At 70.7% G+C, this 19,875-nt stretch carries 20 protein-coding genes; 14 read left to right on the top strand and 6 right to left on the bottom strand.

The genetic code is table 11. From position 1 onward, the window contains the following. Positions 1 to 63 precede the first annotated feature (63 nt). The 9 genes from ASD93_RS10505 (at position 64) to ASD93_RS16170 (ending at position 8,718) form a co-directional block, all read left to right on the top strand. A complete protein-coding gene (locus ASD93_RS10505; protein ID WP_056122013.1) occupies positions 64 to 1,374 on the top strand; it encodes an extracellular solute-binding protein in 1,311 nt (436 codons plus the stop codon). A 56-nt stretch (positions 1,375 to 1,430) separates the two neighbouring features. Next, positions 1,431 to 2,402 carry a carbohydrate ABC transporter permease gene (locus ASD93_RS10500; protein WP_056122012.1) on the top strand — a complete coding sequence of 324 codons (972 nt, stop codon included), beginning with the start codon at positions 1,431 to 1,433 and terminating at the stop codon, positions 2,400 to 2,402. Further along, on the top strand, positions 2,402 to 3,289 hold the full coding sequence (locus ASD93_RS10495; protein WP_082569280.1) for a carbohydrate ABC transporter permease: 888 nt from the start codon (positions 2,402 to 2,404) through the stop codon (positions 3,287 to 3,289). Before ASD93_RS10500 ends, ASD93_RS10495 begins: the two co-directional genes overlap by 1 nt. Next, positions 3,289 to 5,529, top strand: a complete 2,241-nt coding sequence (gene yicI / locus ASD93_RS10490) for an alpha-xylosidase (protein WP_056122010.1) — start codon at positions 3,289 to 3,291, stop codon at positions 5,527 to 5,529. The genes ASD93_RS10495 and yicI overlap by 1 nt, the downstream gene beginning before the upstream one ends. Next, positions 5,526 to 6,980 (top strand): GH1 family beta-glucosidase, encoded by a 1,455-nt coding sequence (locus ASD93_RS10485; RefSeq protein ID WP_056122008.1) that lies wholly within the window; start codon positions 5,526 to 5,528, stop codon positions 6,978 to 6,980. The genes yicI and ASD93_RS10485 overlap by 4 nt, the downstream gene beginning before the upstream one ends. A 95-nt stretch (positions 6,981 to 7,075) precedes the next feature. Beyond that, a complete protein-coding gene (locus ASD93_RS10480) occupies positions 7,076 to 7,366 on the top strand; it encodes a GNAT family N-acetyltransferase (protein ID WP_056124359.1) in 291 nt (96 codons plus the stop codon). A 41-nt stretch (positions 7,367 to 7,407) separates the two neighbouring features. After that, positions 7,408 to 7,842: a DUF1622 domain-containing protein gene (locus ASD93_RS10475; protein ID WP_157536927.1), complete on the top strand. Its 435-nt coding sequence runs from the start codon at positions 7,408 to 7,410 to the stop codon at positions 7,840 to 7,842. 112 nt (positions 7,843 to 7,954) lie between these two features. After that, positions 7,955 to 8,179, top strand: a complete 225-nt coding sequence (locus tag ASD93_RS10470) for a hypothetical protein (RefSeq protein WP_056122006.1) — start codon at positions 7,955 to 7,957, stop codon at positions 8,177 to 8,179. Continuing rightward, positions 8,179 to 8,718, top strand: coding sequence for a hypothetical protein (locus ASD93_RS16170; RefSeq protein WP_056122005.1), 540 nt, complete (start codon positions 8,179 to 8,181; stop codon positions 8,716 to 8,718). Before ASD93_RS10470 ends, ASD93_RS16170 begins: the two co-directional genes overlap by 1 nt. Before the next feature lie 57 nt (positions 8,719 to 8,775). Here ASD93_RS16170 and ASD93_RS10460 read toward each other — a convergent pair whose 3' ends face one another. The 3 genes from ASD93_RS10460 to ASD93_RS10450 all read right to left on the bottom strand — a co-directional run bounded on the left by ASD93_RS10460 (position 8,776) and on the right by ASD93_RS10450 (position 10,337). Beyond that, positions 8,776 to 8,994, bottom strand: coding sequence for a hypothetical protein (locus tag ASD93_RS10460; RefSeq protein WP_056122003.1), 219 nt, complete (start codon positions 8,992 to 8,994; stop codon positions 8,776 to 8,778). A gap of 99 nt (positions 8,995 to 9,093) precedes the next feature. Further along, positions 9,094 to 9,828, bottom strand: coding sequence for an alpha/beta fold hydrolase (locus ASD93_RS10455; RefSeq protein WP_056122001.1), 735 nt, complete (start codon positions 9,826 to 9,828; stop codon positions 9,094 to 9,096). Positions 9,829 to 9,863: 35 nt separating this feature from the next. Continuing rightward, positions 9,864 to 10,337 (bottom strand): 8-oxo-dGTP diphosphatase, encoded by a 474-nt coding sequence (locus ASD93_RS10450; protein ID WP_056122000.1) that lies wholly within the window; start codon positions 10,335 to 10,337, stop codon positions 9,864 to 9,866. Between the two features lie 94 nt (positions 10,338 to 10,431). On the opposite strand from ASD93_RS10450, the gene ASD93_RS10445 reads away from it, so the two are divergent. The 3 genes from ASD93_RS10445 to ASD93_RS10435 all read left to right on the top strand — a co-directional run bounded on the left by ASD93_RS10445 (position 10,432) and on the right by ASD93_RS10435 (position 15,577). Then, positions 10,432 to 11,586: an exonuclease SbcCD subunit D gene (locus tag ASD93_RS10445; protein WP_056124353.1), complete on the top strand. Its 1,155-nt coding sequence runs from the start codon at positions 10,432 to 10,434 to the stop codon at positions 11,584 to 11,586. Next, complete coding sequence (locus ASD93_RS10440; RefSeq protein ID WP_056121998.1) at positions 11,583 to 14,579, top strand: AAA family ATPase; 2,997 nt, start codon at positions 11,583 to 11,585, stop codon at positions 14,577 to 14,579. Before ASD93_RS10445 ends, ASD93_RS10440 begins: the two co-directional genes overlap by 4 nt. Before the next feature lie 140 nt (positions 14,580 to 14,719). After that, a complete protein-coding gene (locus ASD93_RS10435) occupies positions 14,720 to 15,577 on the top strand; it encodes a GDSL-type esterase/lipase family protein (protein ID WP_056121996.1) in 858 nt (285 codons plus the stop codon). Positions 15,578 to 15,643: 66 nt separating this feature from the next. On the opposite strand, the gene ASD93_RS10430 is transcribed toward ASD93_RS10435, so the two are convergent. After that, positions 15,644 to 16,678, bottom strand: a complete 1,035-nt coding sequence (locus ASD93_RS10430; RefSeq protein ID WP_056121994.1) for a hypothetical protein — start codon at positions 16,676 to 16,678, stop codon at positions 15,644 to 15,646. Positions 16,679 to 16,761: 83 nt separating this feature from the next. Here ASD93_RS10430 and ASD93_RS10425 point away from each other — a divergent pair, with 83 nt between their 5' ends. Next, positions 16,762 to 16,944 carry a hypothetical protein gene (locus ASD93_RS10425; protein WP_056121992.1) on the top strand — a complete coding sequence of 61 codons (183 nt, stop codon included), beginning with the start codon at positions 16,762 to 16,764 and terminating at the stop codon, positions 16,942 to 16,944. Positions 16,945 to 16,948: 4 nt separating this feature from the next. On the opposite strand, the gene ASD93_RS10420 is transcribed toward ASD93_RS10425, so the two are convergent. Together ASD93_RS10420 and ASD93_RS10415 are read right to left on the bottom strand one after the other, a co-directional pair. Then, a complete protein-coding gene (locus ASD93_RS10420) occupies positions 16,949 to 17,506 on the bottom strand; it encodes a nucleoside phosphorylase (RefSeq protein WP_056121990.1) in 558 nt (185 codons plus the stop codon). A 57-nt stretch (positions 17,507 to 17,563) separates the two neighbouring features. Then, the gene (locus ASD93_RS10415; protein ID WP_056121988.1) at positions 17,564 to 19,045 is read right to left on the bottom strand and encodes a lipase maturation factor family protein; all 1,482 of its coding nucleotides are present in this window, start codon (positions 19,043 to 19,045) and stop codon (positions 17,564 to 17,566) included. Between the two features lie 250 nt (positions 19,046 to 19,295). Between ASD93_RS10415 and ASD93_RS10410 the strand changes: the two genes are divergently transcribed. Then, a complete protein-coding gene (locus ASD93_RS10410) occupies positions 19,296 to 19,874 on the top strand; it encodes a hypothetical protein (protein ID WP_056121986.1) in 579 nt (192 codons plus the stop codon). Position 19,875 lies beyond the last annotated feature (1 nt).

The raw sequence follows: 19,875 nt of genomic DNA, 5'->3' as shown, positions 1-19,875 counted from the left end.
CGCTTCGACAACTGAATCCCACACCCTCGACCAACGTTGGTCACCAAGAAAGGAGTGCCACCGATGGCACGAATCACACGCAAGAACGCCCGACGCGGCCTCGCCGCCGTGGGCGCCCTGACCGTCGGCGCTCTCGCGCTCGCCGGCTGCGCCGGTGGCGGCAGCGGCAGCGGGGGCGACGGCGACACGCTGAAGCTCTGGCACTACGAGGGCGAAGACAGCGCCATGGCGAAGGCCTGGAACGAAGCCATCAAAGTGTTCGAAGAGGAGACGGGCGCGACCGTCGAGTTCGAGCAGAAGTCCTTCGAGCAGATCCAGAAGACCGCGAGCCAGGTGCTCGATTCGGATGCCGCGCCCGACCTCATGGAGTTCAACAAGGGCAACGCGACGGCAGGGTTCCTGGCATCCACCGGCCTGATCGCCGACATCTCCGATGCCGTCGACGAGTACGGCTGGGCGGACAAGCTCGCCCCGTCGCTGCAGACGACCGCCAAGTACACCGAGGACGGCGTCATGGGCGGCGACACCTGGTACGGCGTCCCCAACTACGGCGAGTTCGTCGGGGTCTACTACAACGAGGAGGCCTTCGCGGAGGCGGGCCTCGAGATCCCGACCACGTACGACGAGTTCGTGGACGTGCTCGACGCCTTCGTCGCCCAGGGCATCACCCCGCTCGCCGAGGCCGGCGCGGAGTACCCGCTGGGTCAGCTCTGGTACCAGCTCGCGCTGACGCAGGCGGACCGCCAGTTCGTCAACGACTACCAGCTCTACGAGAACCCGGTCGACTGGCAGGGCGACGAGATCACCTACGCCACCGAGACCCTCCAGGAGTACGTCGACAAGGGCTACATCGCCTCGGACGTCTCGTCCGTCAAGGCCGAGGACGCGGGTGTCTCGTTCATCAACGGCACGGCCCCGATCTTCGTGTCGGGCTCGTGGTGGTACGGGCGCTTCGTCGAGGAGGCCGGCTTCGACTGGACGCTGCAGGCGTTCCCCGACACGCAGCTCTCGCTCGGGTCGTCGGGCAACCTGTGGGTCGTGCCGGAGAACGCGGCCAACAAGGAGCTCGCGTACGAGTTCATCGACATCACGATGCGTCCCGAGATCCAGGCGATCATCGGCAACAACGGCGGCGTCCCCGTCGCCGCGGAACCGGCCGACATCACCGACGAGAAGAGCGCCGAGCTCATCGCGACGTTCAACGGCATCCTCGACAACGATGGCCTGTCGTTCTACCCCGACTGGCCCGCCGCCGGCTTCTACGACGTCATCGTCCGCGAGCTGCAGGGTCTCGTGACCGGCACGCAGGATGCGCAGGCGACGAACGCCAACCTCGGCGCCGAGTACGAAGAAGGCACAGCGGACTTCCGCTGATCGATCGGCGGTGGGTGGCGGCGACGCCACCCACCGCCCTCACAAGGAGTCGCACCATGTCTGTCCTCACCCGCGCCGAACGCGGCGCGCGCACGAAGCTTCCCCCCGAACAGCCCTCGATCCCGCAGCGCAAGGGCGGCACAGCAGGGTACTGGCTCTATCTCCTTCCGGGGTTCGTCCTCCTCCTGGTCATCGTCATCATCCCGCTCATCTTCAACGTCTATCTGACGTTCACGAAGTGGCGCGGCGTCCGGACCCCCGAGTTCATCGGCCTCGAGAACTGGGTCAAGATCTTCACCGACGAAGACTTCTGGACCTCCTTCACGAACTCCGTCTGGATGGTCCTCGCGATGGTCGTGATCCCGACGACGGTCGGCCTCATCGTCGCGGCCCTCCTCTTCGACGTCGTCGGCCGCAAGTTCGGCGGCAAGGTCGGCAGCTTCCTGCGGGCCACCTACTACCTCCCCCAGATCCTCCCCATCGCCGTCGCCGGCATCGTGATCGGCTGGATGTTCCGGCCGGGCGCGACGGGGTCCGTGAACCAGATACTCGCGGTGTTCGGCATCCCCGCCTACGACTGGCTGGGGCAGATGCCGTCCGCTCTGCTCGTGCTCATGGGGGTCCTCGTGTGGGTCCAGCTCGGCTACCCCATCGTCGTCTTCATGGCCGCGCTCCAGCGGGTCGACCCCGAGCTCTACGAGGCGGCCGAGCTCGACGGTGCGAACTGGTTCCAGCGGTTCTCCGCGATCACGATGAGCATCATCAGGCCCGAGATCTTCGTCGTGACGCTCACGTGCACCATCGCGGCTCTCAAGGTCTTCGGACCGGTGTACATCATCACGCAGGGCGGTCCCGCCGGCGCGACGCTCGTGCCCGCCTACTACGCGTACACCGAGTTCTTCACGAAGCGGAACATCGGCTACGGCGCGACCATCGCCACGGTCCTCACGATCCTCGTCGTGGTGGTCTCCATCATCTTCATCCGGGTGCAGAACTCGATGGAGCGCAAGGAAAGGGCGGGACTCTGATGGCTGCCACGACCGCGATCATCACGCAGGGCAAGACCCGCGTGCGCCCACGCGGCGGCATGACGAAGAAGCGCGCGATCGACTGGCTGCTGTTCGTCGCCGTCATCCTCGGCGCTCTTGTCGTGATGGTGCCCTTCTACCTGATCCTCGTCAACGCCTTCAAGACGCCCGTCGACTACGCGACATCCGGTCCGTTCGCGCTGCCGCAGGCGATCGACTTCACGGGCATCCAGGCCTTCTGGGAGCGCGTGAACTTCCCGCAGAAGGTCTGGAACTCGATCTTCATCTCGGGCGTGGTCGCCGTGCTCGCGGTGGTCATCTCACTGCTCAACGCCTTCGCGATCGGCATCGGACGTGTCCGCGGACGCTCGTGGATCGTCCTGCTCTTCCTGATGGCGAACCTGCTGCCCCAGGAGGCGCTGCTCTACCCGCTGTACTACATGTTCAAGTCGGTGGGTCTCTACGACAGCGTGTGGTCGGTCATCATCGTCTTCACGGTGATCCAGGCGGCGTTCGGCACCTACCTCCTCGCGTCCGTGCTCGGCACCTTCCCCAAGGAGGTGCTCGAGGCCGCGTCGATCGACGGCGCCACCCGCTGGCAGATCCTGTGGCGGGTCGTCTTCCCGATCACGCGACCGACGCTCTCGGTGCTGCTCATCTTCTTCTTCATCTGGACGTGGAACGAGTTCCTCATCCCGCTCACGTTCCTGCCGTCGAACGCGAGCCAGACCGTCCCGGTCGCGGTCAGCGTGCTGACCGGAGATCGGCTCATGGACGTCACCACGACGGCGGGAGCGGCGCTGCTGAGCATCATCCCGACGATCATCTTCTTCCTCATCTTCCAGCGCACGCTCACGCGCGGCATCACGGCAGGAGCAGTCAAGTAATGAAGTTCACCGATGGGTTCTGGCAGCTCCGGCCCGGAGTCACCGCCCTGTACGCCCAGGAGGCGTACGACGTCTGGGAGACCGACGCGACGCCCGACGGCCCCGGACTCGTGGTCACGGCGCCGACGGGGGTCATCGCCAAGCGCGGCGACACCCTCAACCGGCCCGTCCTCACCGTGACGCTCTCGTCGCCGCTCGAAGGCGTGGTGCGCGTGCGCATCGCCCACCACGAGGGCGGCACGTGGCACGGCGGCTTCGGACTGCCAGGTGCCGTCGCGGGCGGTGCGGGCGCGGCGGCATCCGTCACCTCCGACGGCGGGGTGCTCGCGACCGGCGGGCTGACCGCCCGGGTCGCGGCCGGATCGCCGTGGTCGCTGTCGTTCGAGCACGAGGGACGGGTCCTCACCTCGAGCGGGCACAAGGCCGAGGGATACGTGCGCCTCGCCGCCGACGCCCAGGTCGAGACGGGAATCGTCGGCAACGCGCGCGGCGCCTCGCCCGCCCCCGAGGAGCGCGTGTTCGTGCACGAGCAGCTGGATCTCGGCGTGGGCGAGGTGGTCTACGGACTGGGCGAGCGGTTCGGTCCGGTCGTGAAGAACGGTCAGACCGTCGACATCTGGAACGCCGATGGCGGCACGTCGAGTGAGCAGGCCTACAAGAGCGTGCCCTTCTACCTGTCCAGCCGCGGCTACGGCGTGCTCGTCAACGACCCCGGCCACGTGTCGTTCGAGATCGGCTCCGAGGCGGTCGAGCGCGTGCAGTTCTCGGTGCCTGGCGAGGTGCTCGAGTACTTCGTGATCGACGGCCCGACCCCGAAGGACGTGCTCACGCGCTACACCGCGCTCACCGGACGCCCGCCGATCGTTCCGGCCTGGTCGTACGGGCTGTGGCTGTCGACGTCGTTCACGACGGACTACGACGAGGCGACGGTGACGTCGTTCATCGACGAGATGGCCGCGCGCGATCTGCCGATCTCGGTCTTCCACTTCGACTGCTTCTGGATGCGCGAGTTCAACTGGTGCGACTTCGAGTGGGACCCGCGCACCTTCCCCGACCCCGACGGCATGCTCGCGCGCCTGCACGAGAAGGATCTGCGGGTCTGCGTGTGGATCAACCCGTACATCGGCCAGCGCTCGCCGCTGTTCCGCGAGGCCGCCGACCAGGGCTTCCTCGTGAAGCGCGCCGACGGCTCGGTGTGGCAGTGGGACCTGTGGCAGGCCGGCATGGGGCTCGTCGACTTCACGAACCCCGACGCGACGGCGTGGTACCAGGGGCACCTGCGGCGGCTGATCGACCAGGGCGTGGACTGCTTCAAGACCGACTTCGGCGAGCGGATCCCCGTCGACGTCGAGTGGGCGGACGGCTCGGACCCGCTGCGCATGCACAACCTCTACACGCAGCTTTACAACGCGGCCGTGCACGACGTGCTCGTCGAGGCGCGCGGCGAGGGCGATGCGGTGCTCTTCGCACGGTCGGCCACCGCCGGCGGGCAGACGATGCCCGTGCACTGGGGCGGTGACTCCACGTCGACCTTCGCGTCGATGGCGGAGACCCTTCGCGGCGGACTGTCGCTCGCCTACAGCGGCTTCGCGCACTGGAGCCACGACATCGGCGGCTTCGAGGGCACTCCGGATGCCGCGGTCTTCAAGCGCTGGACCGCGTTCGGTCTGCTCGGCTCGCACTCGCGCTTCCACGGCTCCGGGTCCTACCGGGTGCCGTGGGCGTTCGACGAGGAGGCCGTCGAGGTCACGCGCCGCTTCACGCACCTCAAGATGCACCTCATGCCGTACCTGTTCCAGGCGGGAGCGGATGCCGCGGCCACCGGCATCCCGATCCTCCGGCCGATGCTGCTGGAGTTCCCCGACGACCCGGCGGTGCTCCACCTCGACCGGCAGTACATGCTCGGCGGCGACATCCTCGTCGCGCCGGTGTTCTCCGCAGAGGGCGAGGTGGACTTCTACCTGCCCGACGGCGAGTGGACCAGCCTGCTCACGGGAGAGACGGTGACCGGCGGACGGTGGCGCCGGGAGACGCACGGGTTCGACAGCCTGCCCCTCTACGTGCGTCCGGGGGCGGTCATCCCGTGGGGTGCGCGTTCCGACCGCCCGGACTACGACTACCTCGACGGTCTCGAGCTGCGTGTCTTCCCCGGCGGGTCGGGCACGCGCACGGTCAGTGTGATCACCCCCGACGGCCGGACGCAACAATTCGCGGCCGACCTCTCGGCGGTGACACGATGACGTCCGTGACTTCTTCCTCCGTCGTCCAGGGGAGTCCCGACTACCGGGACTCCGGCCTCGTGTTCCCGCCCGGCTTCACCTTCGGCTCGGCCACCGCGTCGTACCAGGTGGAGGGCGCGGCCGACGAGGACGGCCGCGGGCCGTCGATCTGGGACACCTTCAGCAGGACTCCCGGCAAGGTGTGGAACGGCGACACCGGCGACGTGGCCTGCGACCACTACCACCGGCTCGACGAGGACCTCGACCTGATGAAGGAGCTCGGTCTCGGCGCCTATCGCTTCTCGATCGCCTGGCCGCGCATCATGCCGACCGGCACGGGCGAGGTGAACCACGCAGGCGTCGACTTCTACTCGCGCCTCGTCGACGGCCTGCTCGAGCGCGGCATCCTTCCCGTGGCGACGCTCTATCACTGGGACCTGCCGCAGACGCTGGAGGATGCCGGCGGCTGGCCGGTTCGCGCGACCGCCGACGCGTTCGAGCGCTACGCCGAGGTGATGGGCGCCGCCCTGGGCGACCGCGTGCACACCTGGACGACGCTGAACGAGCCGTGGTGCTCGGCCTATCTCGGCTACGGGCAGGGCGGGCACGCGCCAGGACGCCACGAGCCGGCGGCCGCGCTCGCCGCGGTCCACCACCTCAACCTCGCGCACGGCCGCGCCGTGCAGGCGCTGCGGGCGACATCGGCGGGCGACCCCGACTACTCGATCACGCTGAACTTCCACGTGCTGCGCGGGGTCGGCGACGGCGCGGCCGAGGCGATGCGCCGCATCGACGGCCTCGCGAATCGCGTCTTCACCCACCCTCTCCTGAAGGGCGAGTACCCGGCGGACGTCGTCGAGGACACGGCATCCGTCACCGACTGGTCATTCGTGCACGAGGGCGACCTCGCCGCGATCAATCAGCCGATCGACGTCCTGGGCGTCAACTACTACTCGACCGCGACCGTGCAGCTGTGGGATGGTGTCTCGCCGAAGCAGATGAACGACGGGCACAAGGGCGCAGCGGGCGGCACGGCGTGGCCGGGCAGCGACCAGGCCGTCGAGTTCGTCGCGCAGCCGGGTCCGTACACCGAGATGGGCTGGAACATCGCGCCGGAGGGTCTCGAGGAGCTCCTGCTCGCGCTGACGGCCGAGTTCCCCGATCAGCCGCTCATGGTGACGGAGAACGGCGCCGCATTCGCGGACGTGGTCGCGGACGACGGCTCGGTGCCCGACCCCGAGCGACTCGACTACCTGCGCCGCCACTTCACCGCGGCGCACCGGGCGATCGCGCAGGGCGTGGACCTGCGCGGCTACTTCGTGTGGTCGCTGCTGGACAACTTCGAGTGGGGCTACGGCTACGCCAAGCGGTTCGGAATCGTCCGCGTCGACTTCGACACGCTCGAGCGCACGGTGAAGGACAGCGGTCTCTGGTACTCGCGCCTCGCGCGAACCGGGGTTCTCCCCGCCTGAGCGTGCGCCGGGATGTCGCTGTGCGAAGGCCGCGACATCCCGGGTGCGCGCGTCCGCGCGTCCCCGGCCAGGCTTACGCTGTGCGGGTGACCGAGATGCGCTTCATGCACGAACCGGATGCCTCGCGCTACACCCTCCACCGGGGCGACGACCTCGTCAGCGTGCTGGACTACCGCGACGACGGGCGCACGGTGGCGATGACCCGCGCCTACACCGTCCCGTCGTTCCGCGGCCACGGCTATGCCGGCGAGCTCGTGGAGCGCGCGGTCGCCGAGCTGGAGCACGCGGGGGGTCGCCGGGTGAGCCCCGTCTGCTGGTACGTGGCCGACTGGTTCGCCGCCAACCCGGGACGCGGCGCCATCCTGGCCGACCGCCGCTCCGCCTAGCGGTCGCATCGCGCAGGGCCGTCGCGCCCTATGCTGGCCGCGTGCACATCGAAGAGGTCTTCCTCGCCGTCGCGATCGGCTTCGAAGCCGTCGGCGCGGTCGCCATGATCATCGGATTCGCCATCGCGGTCATCCTCGGTGTCCGCTCGCTGGCCCGGCACGAGGGCGGCGCCGCCGCATTCACGATCCTGCGCACGACTCTCGGCGCCGCGATCCTGCTCGGGCTCGAGGTACTGGTCGCAGCCGATCTCATCCGCACCATCACCTCGAAGCCGTCGCTCGAGGACGCCCTGATCCTCGGCATCATCGTGCTCATCCGCACCTTGCTGTCGATGTCGATCCAGATCGAGATCGAGGGGATGCTCCCGTGGCGGCGCGCCATGCTGCGCAGCGGCGGTCAGATGGTCGGCGACGCGGTCGCCCGCGACCGGGCCGCGCAGGCCGCAGCCGCCGGCGCTCCCCCCGCGCGCGGCTGATCCGGCGGTCGCCGCCGAGGTCGGTGCCCTCACTCGGGACCGCCGTGCTGTCAAGCCCCTCTCGCGCGTCGGGATCCGGCGTCAGGCTGGAGTCCGACGAGAGGACCGATTCATGGACCGCGATCTGCCCGACGGCGTCATCGACGCCGATCCCCCCGGCGGCTGGGACGAAGTCGGCGACGAGGAGGCGGAGGCGCGCAACGCCGAGTCCCTCGATTCCGATCACCTGCTGTCGGATGCCGCGCTGCGCCCCGACGATCCCGTCGAGGGCGAGAGTGCACGACAGGGCGCCGACCCGGATCTCGCAGCCGACGCCGACCGAGGTGAGGAGCCGTGATGACGACGCACGAGAAGAACGAGAACGAGACAGCCCCGCCGGACCCGCAGGCGCCTGACGTCGCGGCCACGGGACCCGACGAGCCGCAGGCCACCGAGGCTCCCGCCGGCGATGTACCGGTGCGTGACCCGGCGAGCCACCAGGCGGTGGGCATCGGCGTCGTCGATTCCGGCGATGTCGATTCCGGCGATCTCGGCTCCGGTGACGGGGACTCCGGCGACGGCACGGACCACTTCGGCCAGGACCAGGGACGCGAGACGCTCACGGCAGGTCAGGCCCAGCGCCAGCCCGGCGCCCTCGGGACCGAGCAGGAGCAGCGCCTGCCCGCGATGTCGCAGAACGACGCATCCGCGGTGGAGAAGGTGTCAGGGATCGTCGCGCAGACGCGGCAGGACGTCGGTACCGAGTCCGTGGAGAGCATCGCTCACGTCCTCGCGCAGAGGCTCGAGCAGTCGGGGGTCTCCCTGCCGGAGGCGGAGGTGCGCGAACTCGCACAGCAGATCTCGACCGGCGACGCGGCAGCGCCCGACCAGCCCTGATCCCGCCTGACCGCATTCGCGCCGCCCGCCCCCGGAACGGGCGGGCGGCGCGACGCGTCAGGCGACCGCGCAGGTGGTCGTGCAGACCTCGGCGGGGGCGAGGCGGACCCCGATGGGGCGGGCCCAGGCGGCGCGCCTGGGGCGCGTCTGGCGAGGCGCGACGGCCTTCTCAGCGGCGCGGCGTTCGCGGATCGACGCGAGGAGCGCGAGTTCGCGATCGCGGGCCCAGGTGTCGTGGCGGTACTGCTGTTCGGCGGCGGTGACGAGCGAGAGCATGGTTTCCTCCGTGGGTTCCGATGACTCGAACGTACGCCGGGGGTCGGACATTGCCGCTTCCGCTGGAGGTGGCAGGAATGCTCGCGAGAGAGGCAGTTATCAGTTGTCTCCGACGAACTTCCGGATGAGCGCGGCGGCGGGAGCGGCATCCCGGATCATCGTCTCGTGACCGTGGCCGGGAACCTCGGCCAGCCGGCCGTCGGGGAGGGCGGCGGCCATGTGCGCGCACCACTCGCGCGGAGCGACGACATCGTTCTCGCCGCGCAGCACGAGGGTGGGGGCGCTCACCCTCGGCAGCACGTCTTCGGGGCGGTGCGCGAGCATCGCGCGGAACTTCCTCGCGAGATTCGGCCCGGCGCGGAGATACTCCCGCGCGCCGAGCACGATCACCTTCGGACTCTCGACCGCGAGGTCGTGCAGCAGCCGGCCGAGCTGCCGCGGACCAGTGCGCGCGGACGGGTCGACCGTGGGTCCGACCAGGACCAGCTTCGAGACGGATGCCGGATGCCGCGCCGCGATCTCGAGCGCCACCTGCGCACCCATCGAGTGGCCGATGACGACGGCGGGCTCGCGCACGTTCGCCGCGAGGTAGGCCCCCACGAGGTCGGCGGTGCGCTCCATCGTGAGCACCCGCTCGGGCTCGGGCGCCTCCCCGTATCCCGGGAGATCGACCGAGACGACTTCGCCCGTCCCGCCGAGGTGCTCGACGAGGTCGCCGAACACGGTGCGGCCCATGCCGATGCCGTGGATCAGCACGTAGATCGGCTCCCCGGACCCGCGGCGCTCGACGACCAGCGTCGCTCCGGCGAACGTGAATCGGCGTGCAGGGGCCACAGGGGAAGCGTAGGCGACGGCGGCGCGGCATCCGTTCAGCTGGCCTCGAGGACCACCGTCGACAGGTCGGGGCCGAACGTGTAGCGCGCGTCGACCCTGCCGCCGCGGAGCACGGCGGGCAGCCAGCGCACGGCGTCGTCCCACATCTGCGCGTAGGGCACCTCGGAGAGCGGGTACCAGCGCGGGGTGATCTCGGCGGTCTCGACCGGGTCGCCGCTCCAGCGCCGTGCGACGAAGACGGTCGATCGCTGCGACCACTCGGGCTTCGTGGGGAAGTGGTAGTCGATCGCACCCGCATCGAGCAGATCGGATGCTGCTACCGCGACGCCGACCTCCTCGAGCACTTCTCGCACAGCCGCGTCGCGAGCGCTCTCGCCGGGGTCGAGCTTGCCGCCGATGCCGACGACCTTCCCCCGGCCGAGTCCGGTGCGCTTGTCGCCGAGGAGCACCTCGAGACCTTCCGCACTCGTGCGTAGGAGGTACACCACGCACACCTCGGGCAAGGCCATGTCGGCAGGATACGCCCGCCGCGCGGGCGCTCCCGTCGGCCCCCGCCCGGCCAGCCTCGAACGCGATGTCGGAGCGCGAACGTACGGTGAGATCATGCGGATCCTGCATACCTCGGACTGGCACATCGGGCGGTCGTTCCACGGCCACGCCACGCTCGATGCGCTCCGCGGCGTACTCGATGCCCTCGTGGCGCAGGTGCGCGAACGCGAGGTCGACGTCGTGATCGTCGCCGGCGACGTGTTCGACTCCGCCGCGCCGGCTGCCGCATGCTACGGACTGCTGACCGACACCCTGCGGGGCCTGTCCGACACCGGTGCGACCGTGCTCGTCACGAGCGGCAACCACGACTCCGCCGCCCGGCTCGGGTTCCAGTCCGCGCTGCTGCGCGACGGCATCCACGTGGTGACCGATCCCCTGTCCGTCGGCACGCCGATCACCGTGGCCGACGACGCGGGGCCCGTGCACTTCTACGGGATCCCCTTCCTCGAGCCGGCGCTGGTGCGCCACCTGTGGCCCGAGGCCGAGCTGCGCTCGCAGCGCTCGGCGATCGAGCACGCGATGGGTCTCGTGCGCGCCGATGCAGTCGCACGCGGAGGGCGGTCGGTCGCGATCGCGCACTGCTTCGCCGCGGGGGTGGACGCGACGCCCGGCGTCGAGCGCGAGATTCGCCAGGGCAGCCTCGACGTCGTGCCGCTCGCCGCCTTCGACGGCCCCGACTACGTCGCGCTGGGCCACATCCACGGCCGCCAGCAGCTCTCCGAGACCGTGCGATACGCCGGCGCTCCGCTGCACTACAGCTTCGGCGAGGGCGACAAGCCGCGCGGGTCCTGGCTGCTCGAGCTCGACGCCGACGGCTTCGCCTCCGCCGAGTGGCTCGACCTCCCCGTCCCGCGACGACTCCGCACGCTCCGCGGCACGCTCGACGAGCTGCTGTCCGACAGCTCCTTCGACGACGCCGAGGCCGCGTGGGTCTGCGCGCAGTACACCGATGCGACGCCGCAGCCCGATCCGATGCGCCGACTGCAGACCCGCTTCCCGTTCTGCGCGACGGTCGTCCACCTGCCCGAGGGTGTGCGCGAAGACGACGGACTGAGCTACTCGCGCCGCGTGCGGCAGGCGCGCTCCGACGCCGAGCTCGTCGACGCGTTCCTCGTGCACGTCCGTGAGGGTGAGGGAGCCTCGGCCCGCGAAGCCGAGGTCGTCCGCGACATGATCGACGAGCGCACGCTGATCGAGGCGAGCGCGTGAGGCTCCATCGACTCGAACTCGCCGGGTTCGGGCCGTTCCGCGAGGCGCAGACCGTCGACTTCGACGCGTTCGCCGGTGACGGCATCTTCCTGATCGCCGGGCGCACCGGCGCGGGCAAGTCGAGCGTGCTCGACGGCGTCACTTTCGCGCTCTACGGCGGAGTGCCCCGCTACGACGGATCCGAGCGTCGCCTGCGCAGCGATCACTGCGCACCCGACGACCCGACCCGGGTGATGGTGGAGTTCACCGCCGCCGGCCGCCGGTGGCGCGTCACCCGCTCACCGGAGTACGAGAGGCCGAAGCAGCGCGGCTCGGGAATGACGACCGAGCCGCACCGCGCGCAGCTCGACGAGCTCGTCGGCGGCGAATGGATCGGCCGCGCCGCCCGCCCGGTCGACGTCGCGCGCGAGCTCGACGAGATCCTGGGGCTCAGCCAGCAGCAGTTCCTGCAGGTGATCCTGCTCGCCCAGAACCGGTTCGCGGAGTTCCTGCTCGCGAAGAACGACGAGCGCCAGCGCCTGCTGCGACGGCTCTTCGGCACACGCACCTACGAGGGCTACCAGGCCGCGCTCGAGCAGCGACGCAAAGAGTCCGAGCACGCCCTGGCCTCCGCTGGTGACGGCGTCGAGCTCCTCGTCGGCGAGGTCGAGCGCCTGCTCGTCATGGACGACCTCGCCGGTGCCGACGAGACGCACGCGAGCCTCGTCACGCGGCTCGAGGCCGCCGGGGTCGGCGTGCAGCGCGCCGTCTACCGCGCCGACACGCTCATGCGCGAACGTGATGGGGCGGATGCGGCGCACCGCCTCGCCGAGACGGCGCACTCCGCTGCGAAGTCACTGCGCGACAAGCAGGAGCGGCGCACGCGGTCGCGCGAGGCGCTCGCACGGCTGGAAGAGGCCGAGCCGAGCGTGGAGGCGGACCGCCTCGCGCTCGCCCACGCCCTCGCCGCCGAGGGCCTGCGCCCGTACCTCGAAGCCGCGGCGGACGCCGACGCCGCCGCAACGACGGCCGCCGAGAGCGCGGCCCGACTCCGGTCCGAGTGGCGAGCGACGGATGACGCGGCCCACGCCGAAACGGTCGACGAACTCGTCGCCCTGATCGACGGGCTCACCGGCGATCTCGCCGTATGGGCGGCGGCCGAAGCCGCCGAGCGTGAGCTCGAGGGCACGAACGCGCGGCTCGCCGAAGCCCGTGCGACGGCGGTCGAGTTCGAGCGCGCGCAGGAGGCGCTCGATCGGGCTCGAGCCGCCTTCCCCGCCCGGATCGCCGAGATCGACGCCGCGCTTCCCGCCGCCCACGCGGCCGCGGCCGCGCTCGATGCCGTCGCGCTGCAGCGCGCGGACCTCGCCGCACGCCTCGATGCCGCACGCGAGGCCGAGCGGTTGAGCGGCGCGGCGCGAGAGGCCGAAGCCGCCTACCTCGCCGCGAGCGGTCGGCACGACACCGCTCGCGGCCTCGTCACGTCTCTCCTGCGGCGGAGGCTCGCCGGCCATGCGGCCGAGCTGGCCGGCGGACTGGTGGACGGCGAGCCGTGCGTCGTGTGCGGTGCGACCGCGCACCCCGCTCCGGCTCCGGCATCCGACCGCCCTGTATCCGACGACGAGATCGTCGCGGCCGAGGGGGAGCGCGACGCCGCGGCGCTCGCGGAGGCTGCCGCCGCCGATGGTGCGCGCGTCGCACGCGACGCACTGGCCGTGGCGACCGCCCGCGCCGGCGGTGACGGAACCGACGCGCTGCGCGCGGCTCTCGTCCGTGTCGAGGCCGACGTGATCGCCGCCGAAGCGGCCGTCGTCGAGCGCGACCGGCTGGCCGCCGAACGCGTCGCGCTCGGCGCTGCCGAGTCCGACGCGCGCGCCGAGCGCGAGGCCCTGTCCGCCGAGCTCTCGCTCGTACGTGAGCGGATGGCCGCGCTGGCGAGCGAGAACGAGTCGATCCGGAAGATCGTGGACGATGCGCGCGCAGACTTCGCCTCGGTCGCGGAGCGGATGGCGCGGGCGCGCACGACGCGCGGCCTGGCGGTGTCGCTCGTCTCGGCGCTCGGCACCGCAGATGCCGCGCGGGTCGCGGCCCGTCGTGCCCGGGGAGAGCTCGAGGGCCGGGTCGAGGCATCCGTGTTCCGTGATGCCGACTCGGCCACCTCCGCGCTGCGCACCGCCGCCGAGCGGTCGGCTCTCGACGATCGGGTTCGCGAGCACGAGGTCGCGCTGCGCACCGAGCGCGAGCGGTTGCGCGAACTCGAACTCGACCTCGCCGGTGAACCCGAAGAGGCCGTCGACATCACGGCTACCGCCGATGCCCTCGCGACCGCGCGCGAGCGGTGGAGTTCGGCCGTCGACCGCGCGGCCCATTCCGCGCAGACCTCGGAACGGCTCGCCGACCTCGTCACGCGCGCGACGGCCGCCCATGACCGCATCGCCGGGCTCGCCGACGACCACGCCGTCGTCTCCCGGCTCGCCAACACCCTCAACGGGCGCGCCCCGAACACCCATCGCATGACTCTCGAGTCCTTCGTGCTCGCGGCCGAGCTCGAAGAGATCGTCGAGGCCGCGAATCTGCGGCTGTCCGACATGTCATCCGGTCGCTATCGCCTGCAGCACAGCGATGCCCTCGCAGCCCGCGGCGCCGCGTCCGGTCTCGGCCTGGAGATCATGGACGCCCACACCGGCGTGTCCCGACCCGCGCAGTCGCTCTCCGGCGGCGAGACGTTCCTGGCGTCCCTCGCCCTCGCGCTCGGCCTCGCCGAGGTCGTCACCGCACGCGCGGGCGGGGTCCGCCTCGACACGCTGTTCATCGATGAGGGCTTCGGCTCGCTCGACGACGACACGCTCGAACTCGCGATGCGCACGCTCGATGAGCTCCGCCAGGGCGGTCGCACCGTCGGCCTCATCAGCCACGTGGCGGCGATGAAGGAGCAGATCCCCGCGCAGCTCGCCGTCGTCGCCGCGCCACACGGTCCCAGCACCATCTCGCAGGACGAGCTCGCCGTCTTCTGAACCGCCATTGCCCCGTTCGATACACGGGTGTATGGTCGCGCCAGATCGGTCTGGGGACTGATCGTGCCCCCCGCCGGTGCGTCCGGCCGCGGTTACGCACCGCGCCCACTCCGTCCACGACGTCGTAATGGAGTTCACTCATGCGCATCTCAGCCGGGGCGCGCCGCGCCCTCGCGTCCCTCGCGGCCGCGGCCATCATCGTCTCGGGGACGCTGTTCTCCACATCGGCCGCTCACGCAGCCCCCCTCCCACCCGACAACGTGCGGGTCATGGCCGCGCTGGGCGACTCCATCACCCAGGCGTCGATGACCTGCAGCTCCCTGACGAGCTGCCCGGCCAACAGTTGGTCGACCGGGACGACGACATCGGTGAACTCGCACCTTCTGCGGCTGCGGGCGACCGCCGCGCCCGACAACCTGGCCGGCTTCAACAATGCCGTCGCGGGCGCCGCATCGAGCGCTCTGAACGGGCAGGCGCAGAAGGCGGTGGCCCAGGGCGCGCAGTACGTGACGATCGAGATCGGAGCGAACGACGCCTGCACCAGGACGGTCGGTGCGATGACGCCCACGGCGACCTTCAAGGCCAACGTGCAAGCGGCGATGGCCACGCTGTCGGCCAGCCCGAGCGCTCCGCAGATCTTCCTGGCCAGCATCCCGAACCTGCAGCGGATGTACGACCTCAGCAAGTCGAGCCTCAGCGCGCGGTTCGCGTGGGGACTGCTCGGCATCTGCCAGTCGATGCTCGCGAGCCCCACCAGCACCAAGGCGGCCGATGTGCAGCGCCGTGCGGCCGTGCAGCAGCGGGTGAACGAGTACAACCAGGCGCTCGCCGAGGTGTGCGCGGGCTACGCTGCCACCTGCCGCTGGGACGGCGGTGCCGTCGCGGGCTACGCCTTCACCAAGGCCGACATCTCGACACGCGACTACTTCCACCCGTCGCTGTCGGGGCAGGCGAATCTCGCCGCGGTCACGTGGGCGAAGACGCAGTGGACCTCGTGACCCGCTGACCGTAGGCGAGAGGGGCGACGACTCGGTGAGTCGTCGCCCCTCTCGGTCTGCGTCGGTTTACTCCTCGACGAGGTACAGCTCGGCCGCGTCGAGCACCGAGTCGTAGAAGGCGATGGCCTGCTCCTCGGTGAACATCCCGTCGCTGCTCTCCACCGTCGAGGTGACGAACGCGTCGCGCGCGGAGTCGCCGGCGGCCAGCAGTGCCTGGCCGGTGGAGACGAGCATGTCATCGGAGTAGATCTGACCGATCAGATCCTCGGTGAAGTTCGGGTCGATCTCCTGGAGGATCGCGGTGATCTCCGGGCGGACCTCGGCGAGGTAGGCCTCCTCGTCGTAGACGCCGGCCGGCACCTCTTCCTCGGTGGACTCCTCGTCGCCGGGAGTCGCCTCCTCGCTCACCGAGATCTCGGGGTCCGAGCTCCCGCTCGACGAGCCGGCGACAGCGAGACCGATCCAGAGGAACGCCGCGGTGAGCGCGAAGATCCAGAGGAGCCCGCCCAGCACCGAGACGGCGATCGCGGCGATGCCGAGCCCCTTGCCACCCTGCTTCTTGCTCGCGAGCGCCACGATGCCGAGCACCAGAGCGACGAGCAGCAGGAGACCGCCGACGAGGGCGAGGACGAGTGACACCCAGGCGAGGGGGATGAAGGCGGCGCCGACGAGGACGAGACCTCCGATCGCGAGACCGAGCGAGGCCCACGCGAGCCCGCGCGGGCGATCGGCGGCCGACACGGCGGCCGGTCCGGCCACGGGTGCGCCATAGGCGGGGCCTCCGGCCGCGGGGGCGCCGTAGGCGGGCTGGCCGTACGCCGACGGTGCAGCGGGATCGCCGTACACGGGCTGACCCGCGGGCGGGTAGACCTCGGTCGGCTGGGCATCGGCGGGCGGGTAGACCTCGGTCGGCTGGGCATCGGCGGGCGGGTATGCCTCGGTCGGCTGCACGTCGGCCGGCTGCGGTGCGACCGGTGCGGCGGGAGCGTCGGGCGCTGCCGGCTCCGGAGCGGCGGGCTCGACGGACTCGGGGGCTGTGGCAGCCGTCGCCGTCGCGTCGTCGCCCGGCTGCGGGGGAGTGGGCTCCGTAGGGTTGGTCATGGAAATCCTTGCTGCGAATGTGTGCGGACGCGCGGAAGCCAGGTCGCACCCCCACGGCCCACCAGACTATCTAGGCTGGAGACGTGAACAAGACCACCGTGTGGACCATCGTCGGAGTCGTCGTCGCGATCATCATCGCGTGGGTGCTCGTCGACGTGCTGTTCTCGCTGCTCTGGTTCATCGGCAAGCTCGTGGTCGTGGCCATCGTCGCCGCGATCGTGTTCTTCGCGCTGCGAGCACTGTTCTCACGCTCCCGCGCCGAATGACCCGCTAAACGCCGTAGTCGGCGCGGATGCGATCGCGCAGCTGGTGGCTGCAGGCGGTGACCGTCGCACGCCAGTCGGTGATGGCGTTGTCCTGGGCGCGGTCCGACACGGCCTTGAGCACGCGGATCGGCACGCCGAACTGCTCGGCGACCCACACGTAGGCGTACGTCTCCATGTCGACGAGCCCGGCGCCCAGCGGGCGGATGACCGAGACGGCCTCGGCGTCGTCGACGAAGTGGTCGCCCGTGGCGATCGTGACGCCCTCGCGACCCAGCTCGACGCGGGTCGGCAGAGATACGTGCTGGCCGACGATGCCGTCGATGTCGGTCACGTCGTGCTGGATGGCCGCATCGACGTCGTACACGTCGGCATCGAGCCGGGCATCGATCGCCCCCGCGGTCCCCACGACGACGACCTCGTCGTAGTCGCCGGCGTCCAGCGCGCGGGTGAGCGCGTAGGTGGCCTGCAGCTTGCCCGGGCCGGTGACGAGCCGGTCGAAACCGGGGAGGTCGGTCGGGAACGCGACGAGTTCGGCCTCGAGGGCCGCGACGAGGAGCTTCACTCGTCCATTCTCCCCGTCTCCGCCTGAACGCAGGCCCCACGCGCCCGCGGGTGGCAGTCAGCGCAGCGACAGCGGGCCGAGGACGAGGCCTCGCCGTTCGCGCAGCCATCGGTCGCGTGAGCGACGGAACTCGGCGCGCGTGGTGAAGCGGTAGCGGTAGGCGACGGCGCGGACCCACCGCGGCCGCTCGCCGCCGAACGGATCTCGCGCGAGAAGGCGCAGGGTCGCGGCATCCGCTTGCAGAAGCCGGACCAGGAACACCGTGAACCAGTCGTCGAGCGATCGCCCGAGCGGCAGGAACCACATCAGCCAGTCGAGGCGCAGGTGATACGGGGCGAACTGGCGCGGGATGCGGCGCACCTCGCCCGGCTTCCCCCGGAAGCCGTACTCACGCCAGGATGCGGCATCCGGATCCTCGTCCATCGTGCCCTCGACGACGATCTCGATGCGCTCTCTCGTCACCGTGCCGAAGGCGCCGTACGCATTCGCGAGCTGCCAGCGGTTGAAGCTCGCGTTCATGAGCTGTCGGTGGGCGAACAGGTTCTGCAGGGGAGCCCAGCTCAGCACGAGGAGGAGAACACCGACCGCGCACGTCGCGAGAAGCCAGGGCAGCGGCATCCCGTCCACGAGCCAGGGCGGATCGTTCGCCGGGGCGCGCGACGGCGACCCGATCCCGGGCAGTCCGATCGCCGAGAACGCGAGGACCACCGTGGCCCAGTTCAGCCACGCGAAGTTGCCCGTCACGATGAGCCACAGCTGCGTCGCGATCACCACGGCGGCGGCCGCGGCGCCCACGACCGCCGGCCACGGTCCCGGCACGAACAGTCCGAGCAGGGGCGCGAACAGGAACCAGGGCGCGACGAGTTGGGCGAAGTGGTTGCCGAGCACCTCCCCCTGGTGGAACCAGCGCGGGAGCAGATGCGCCTGCCTGCTGAGCGGACCGGGCATCGGCTGCGTCTCGTGATGGAACGTGAGCGCCGTGAGGTCGCGCCATTCGCGGCCGCCGCGGATCTTGATCATCCCGGCTCCGAACTCGAGCCGGAACACGAGCCACCAGAAGAGCACGACCACGACCGTCGCGGGCGGCTCGGCGTCCGAGCCCAGGAACGCGGCCAGGAAGCCGGCCTCGAGCAGCAGCATCTCCCATCCGAACCCGTAGAACGTCTGGCCGATGCTCACGATCGACATGTAGCCGAGCCACAGCGCGAGAAAGCACGCCATCGTCAGCCAGGGCGACACGAGCTGCGGGATGCCGCACACCAGTACCGCCGCGAGCAGCATGGCCGCCCAGCACAGCGCGGCGAGCCGGCGATCGGTGTACCGCGTGAAGCGGAAGAGGGTCGGGCGGAGCATCCGGCGTCCGCGCGGGGACGTGCGCACCCACTCGAGCAGCTCGGTCGCGGGCAGCAGGCCGTGCTCGCCGAGGAGCGGGCGGAACTGGTTCAGCGTCGAGGCGAACGCCACCACGTACAGCAGGGCGATGCCGCGCTGCAGCACCTGCCGCGCGAACTCGAAGTCGACCGCTGCGAAGCCGTCCACGCGCTCATCCTGTCATCGCCGTCGTCGCCGCGGCCACGGGTTGCGCGGGGGACGCGCTGTGGGTACGCCCGGGCCGCGCGTGGCGGCCTTCCGCAACGTGCACAACTCCGGCAGAACGGGAGCGGTCGCGCAGTCGAGCCCTCGAAATCGGCGGGACGCACGGCCGCGGCATCCGATTCTTCCGGAGTTGTGCACGTCTCGTCCTGGGGGACAGGATGAGGATGCGGGCCACCGCGGGAAGAGGCGCACCATGCAATCCGTTCTGCTCGACACCCCCTCGGGCATCACCGCCCGGCTCGGCTGGGACCCGAAGATGCCGGAGCACGATCGCAAGCGCGCGCTCGCCCGCGAGATCGTCGCGGCCCAGCTCGGGGTCGAGGAGAAGGCGGTCCGCATCGAGCGCGAGGCGCCGGGGCAGTTCGGCTTCCACACGCAGCTCATCGCCGAGGTCGAGGGTGAAGAGGTGCCGCTGGGCATCCGCAACGCCAACTTCCGTGCGGCGACCGTGGTCGCCGTGGCCGATCCCGCGATTCCGCTCGGACTCGATCTGCGCGACGCCCACCCTGACGAGCCGACCCTGCACCAGATGAAGCGGCACTCCCACATGCTCGAGGAGACCGACCTCGGCAAGCTCGTCGCGCACTGGACCCGGGTGCAGGCCGTTCGCGACGCGGACGGGCGCGGCGCGCGGGTGGCTGCGGAGCACGTGCGACTGGACAGCCCGCTGACGAAGGGCTGGATCCCCGACCGCCGGGTCTACTACCAGCTCGCCGATCTGTCGCGCGACAGCTGGGTGATCACACTCGCCTACGGTGCGGCGCCGGTCTGAC

The organism is Microbacterium sp. Root180, assembly GCF_001428485.1.
GTDB lineage: Bacteria > Actinomycetota > Actinomycetes > Actinomycetales > Microbacteriaceae > Microbacterium.
This window is presented reverse-complemented; position numbering and strand designations above follow the sequence as displayed.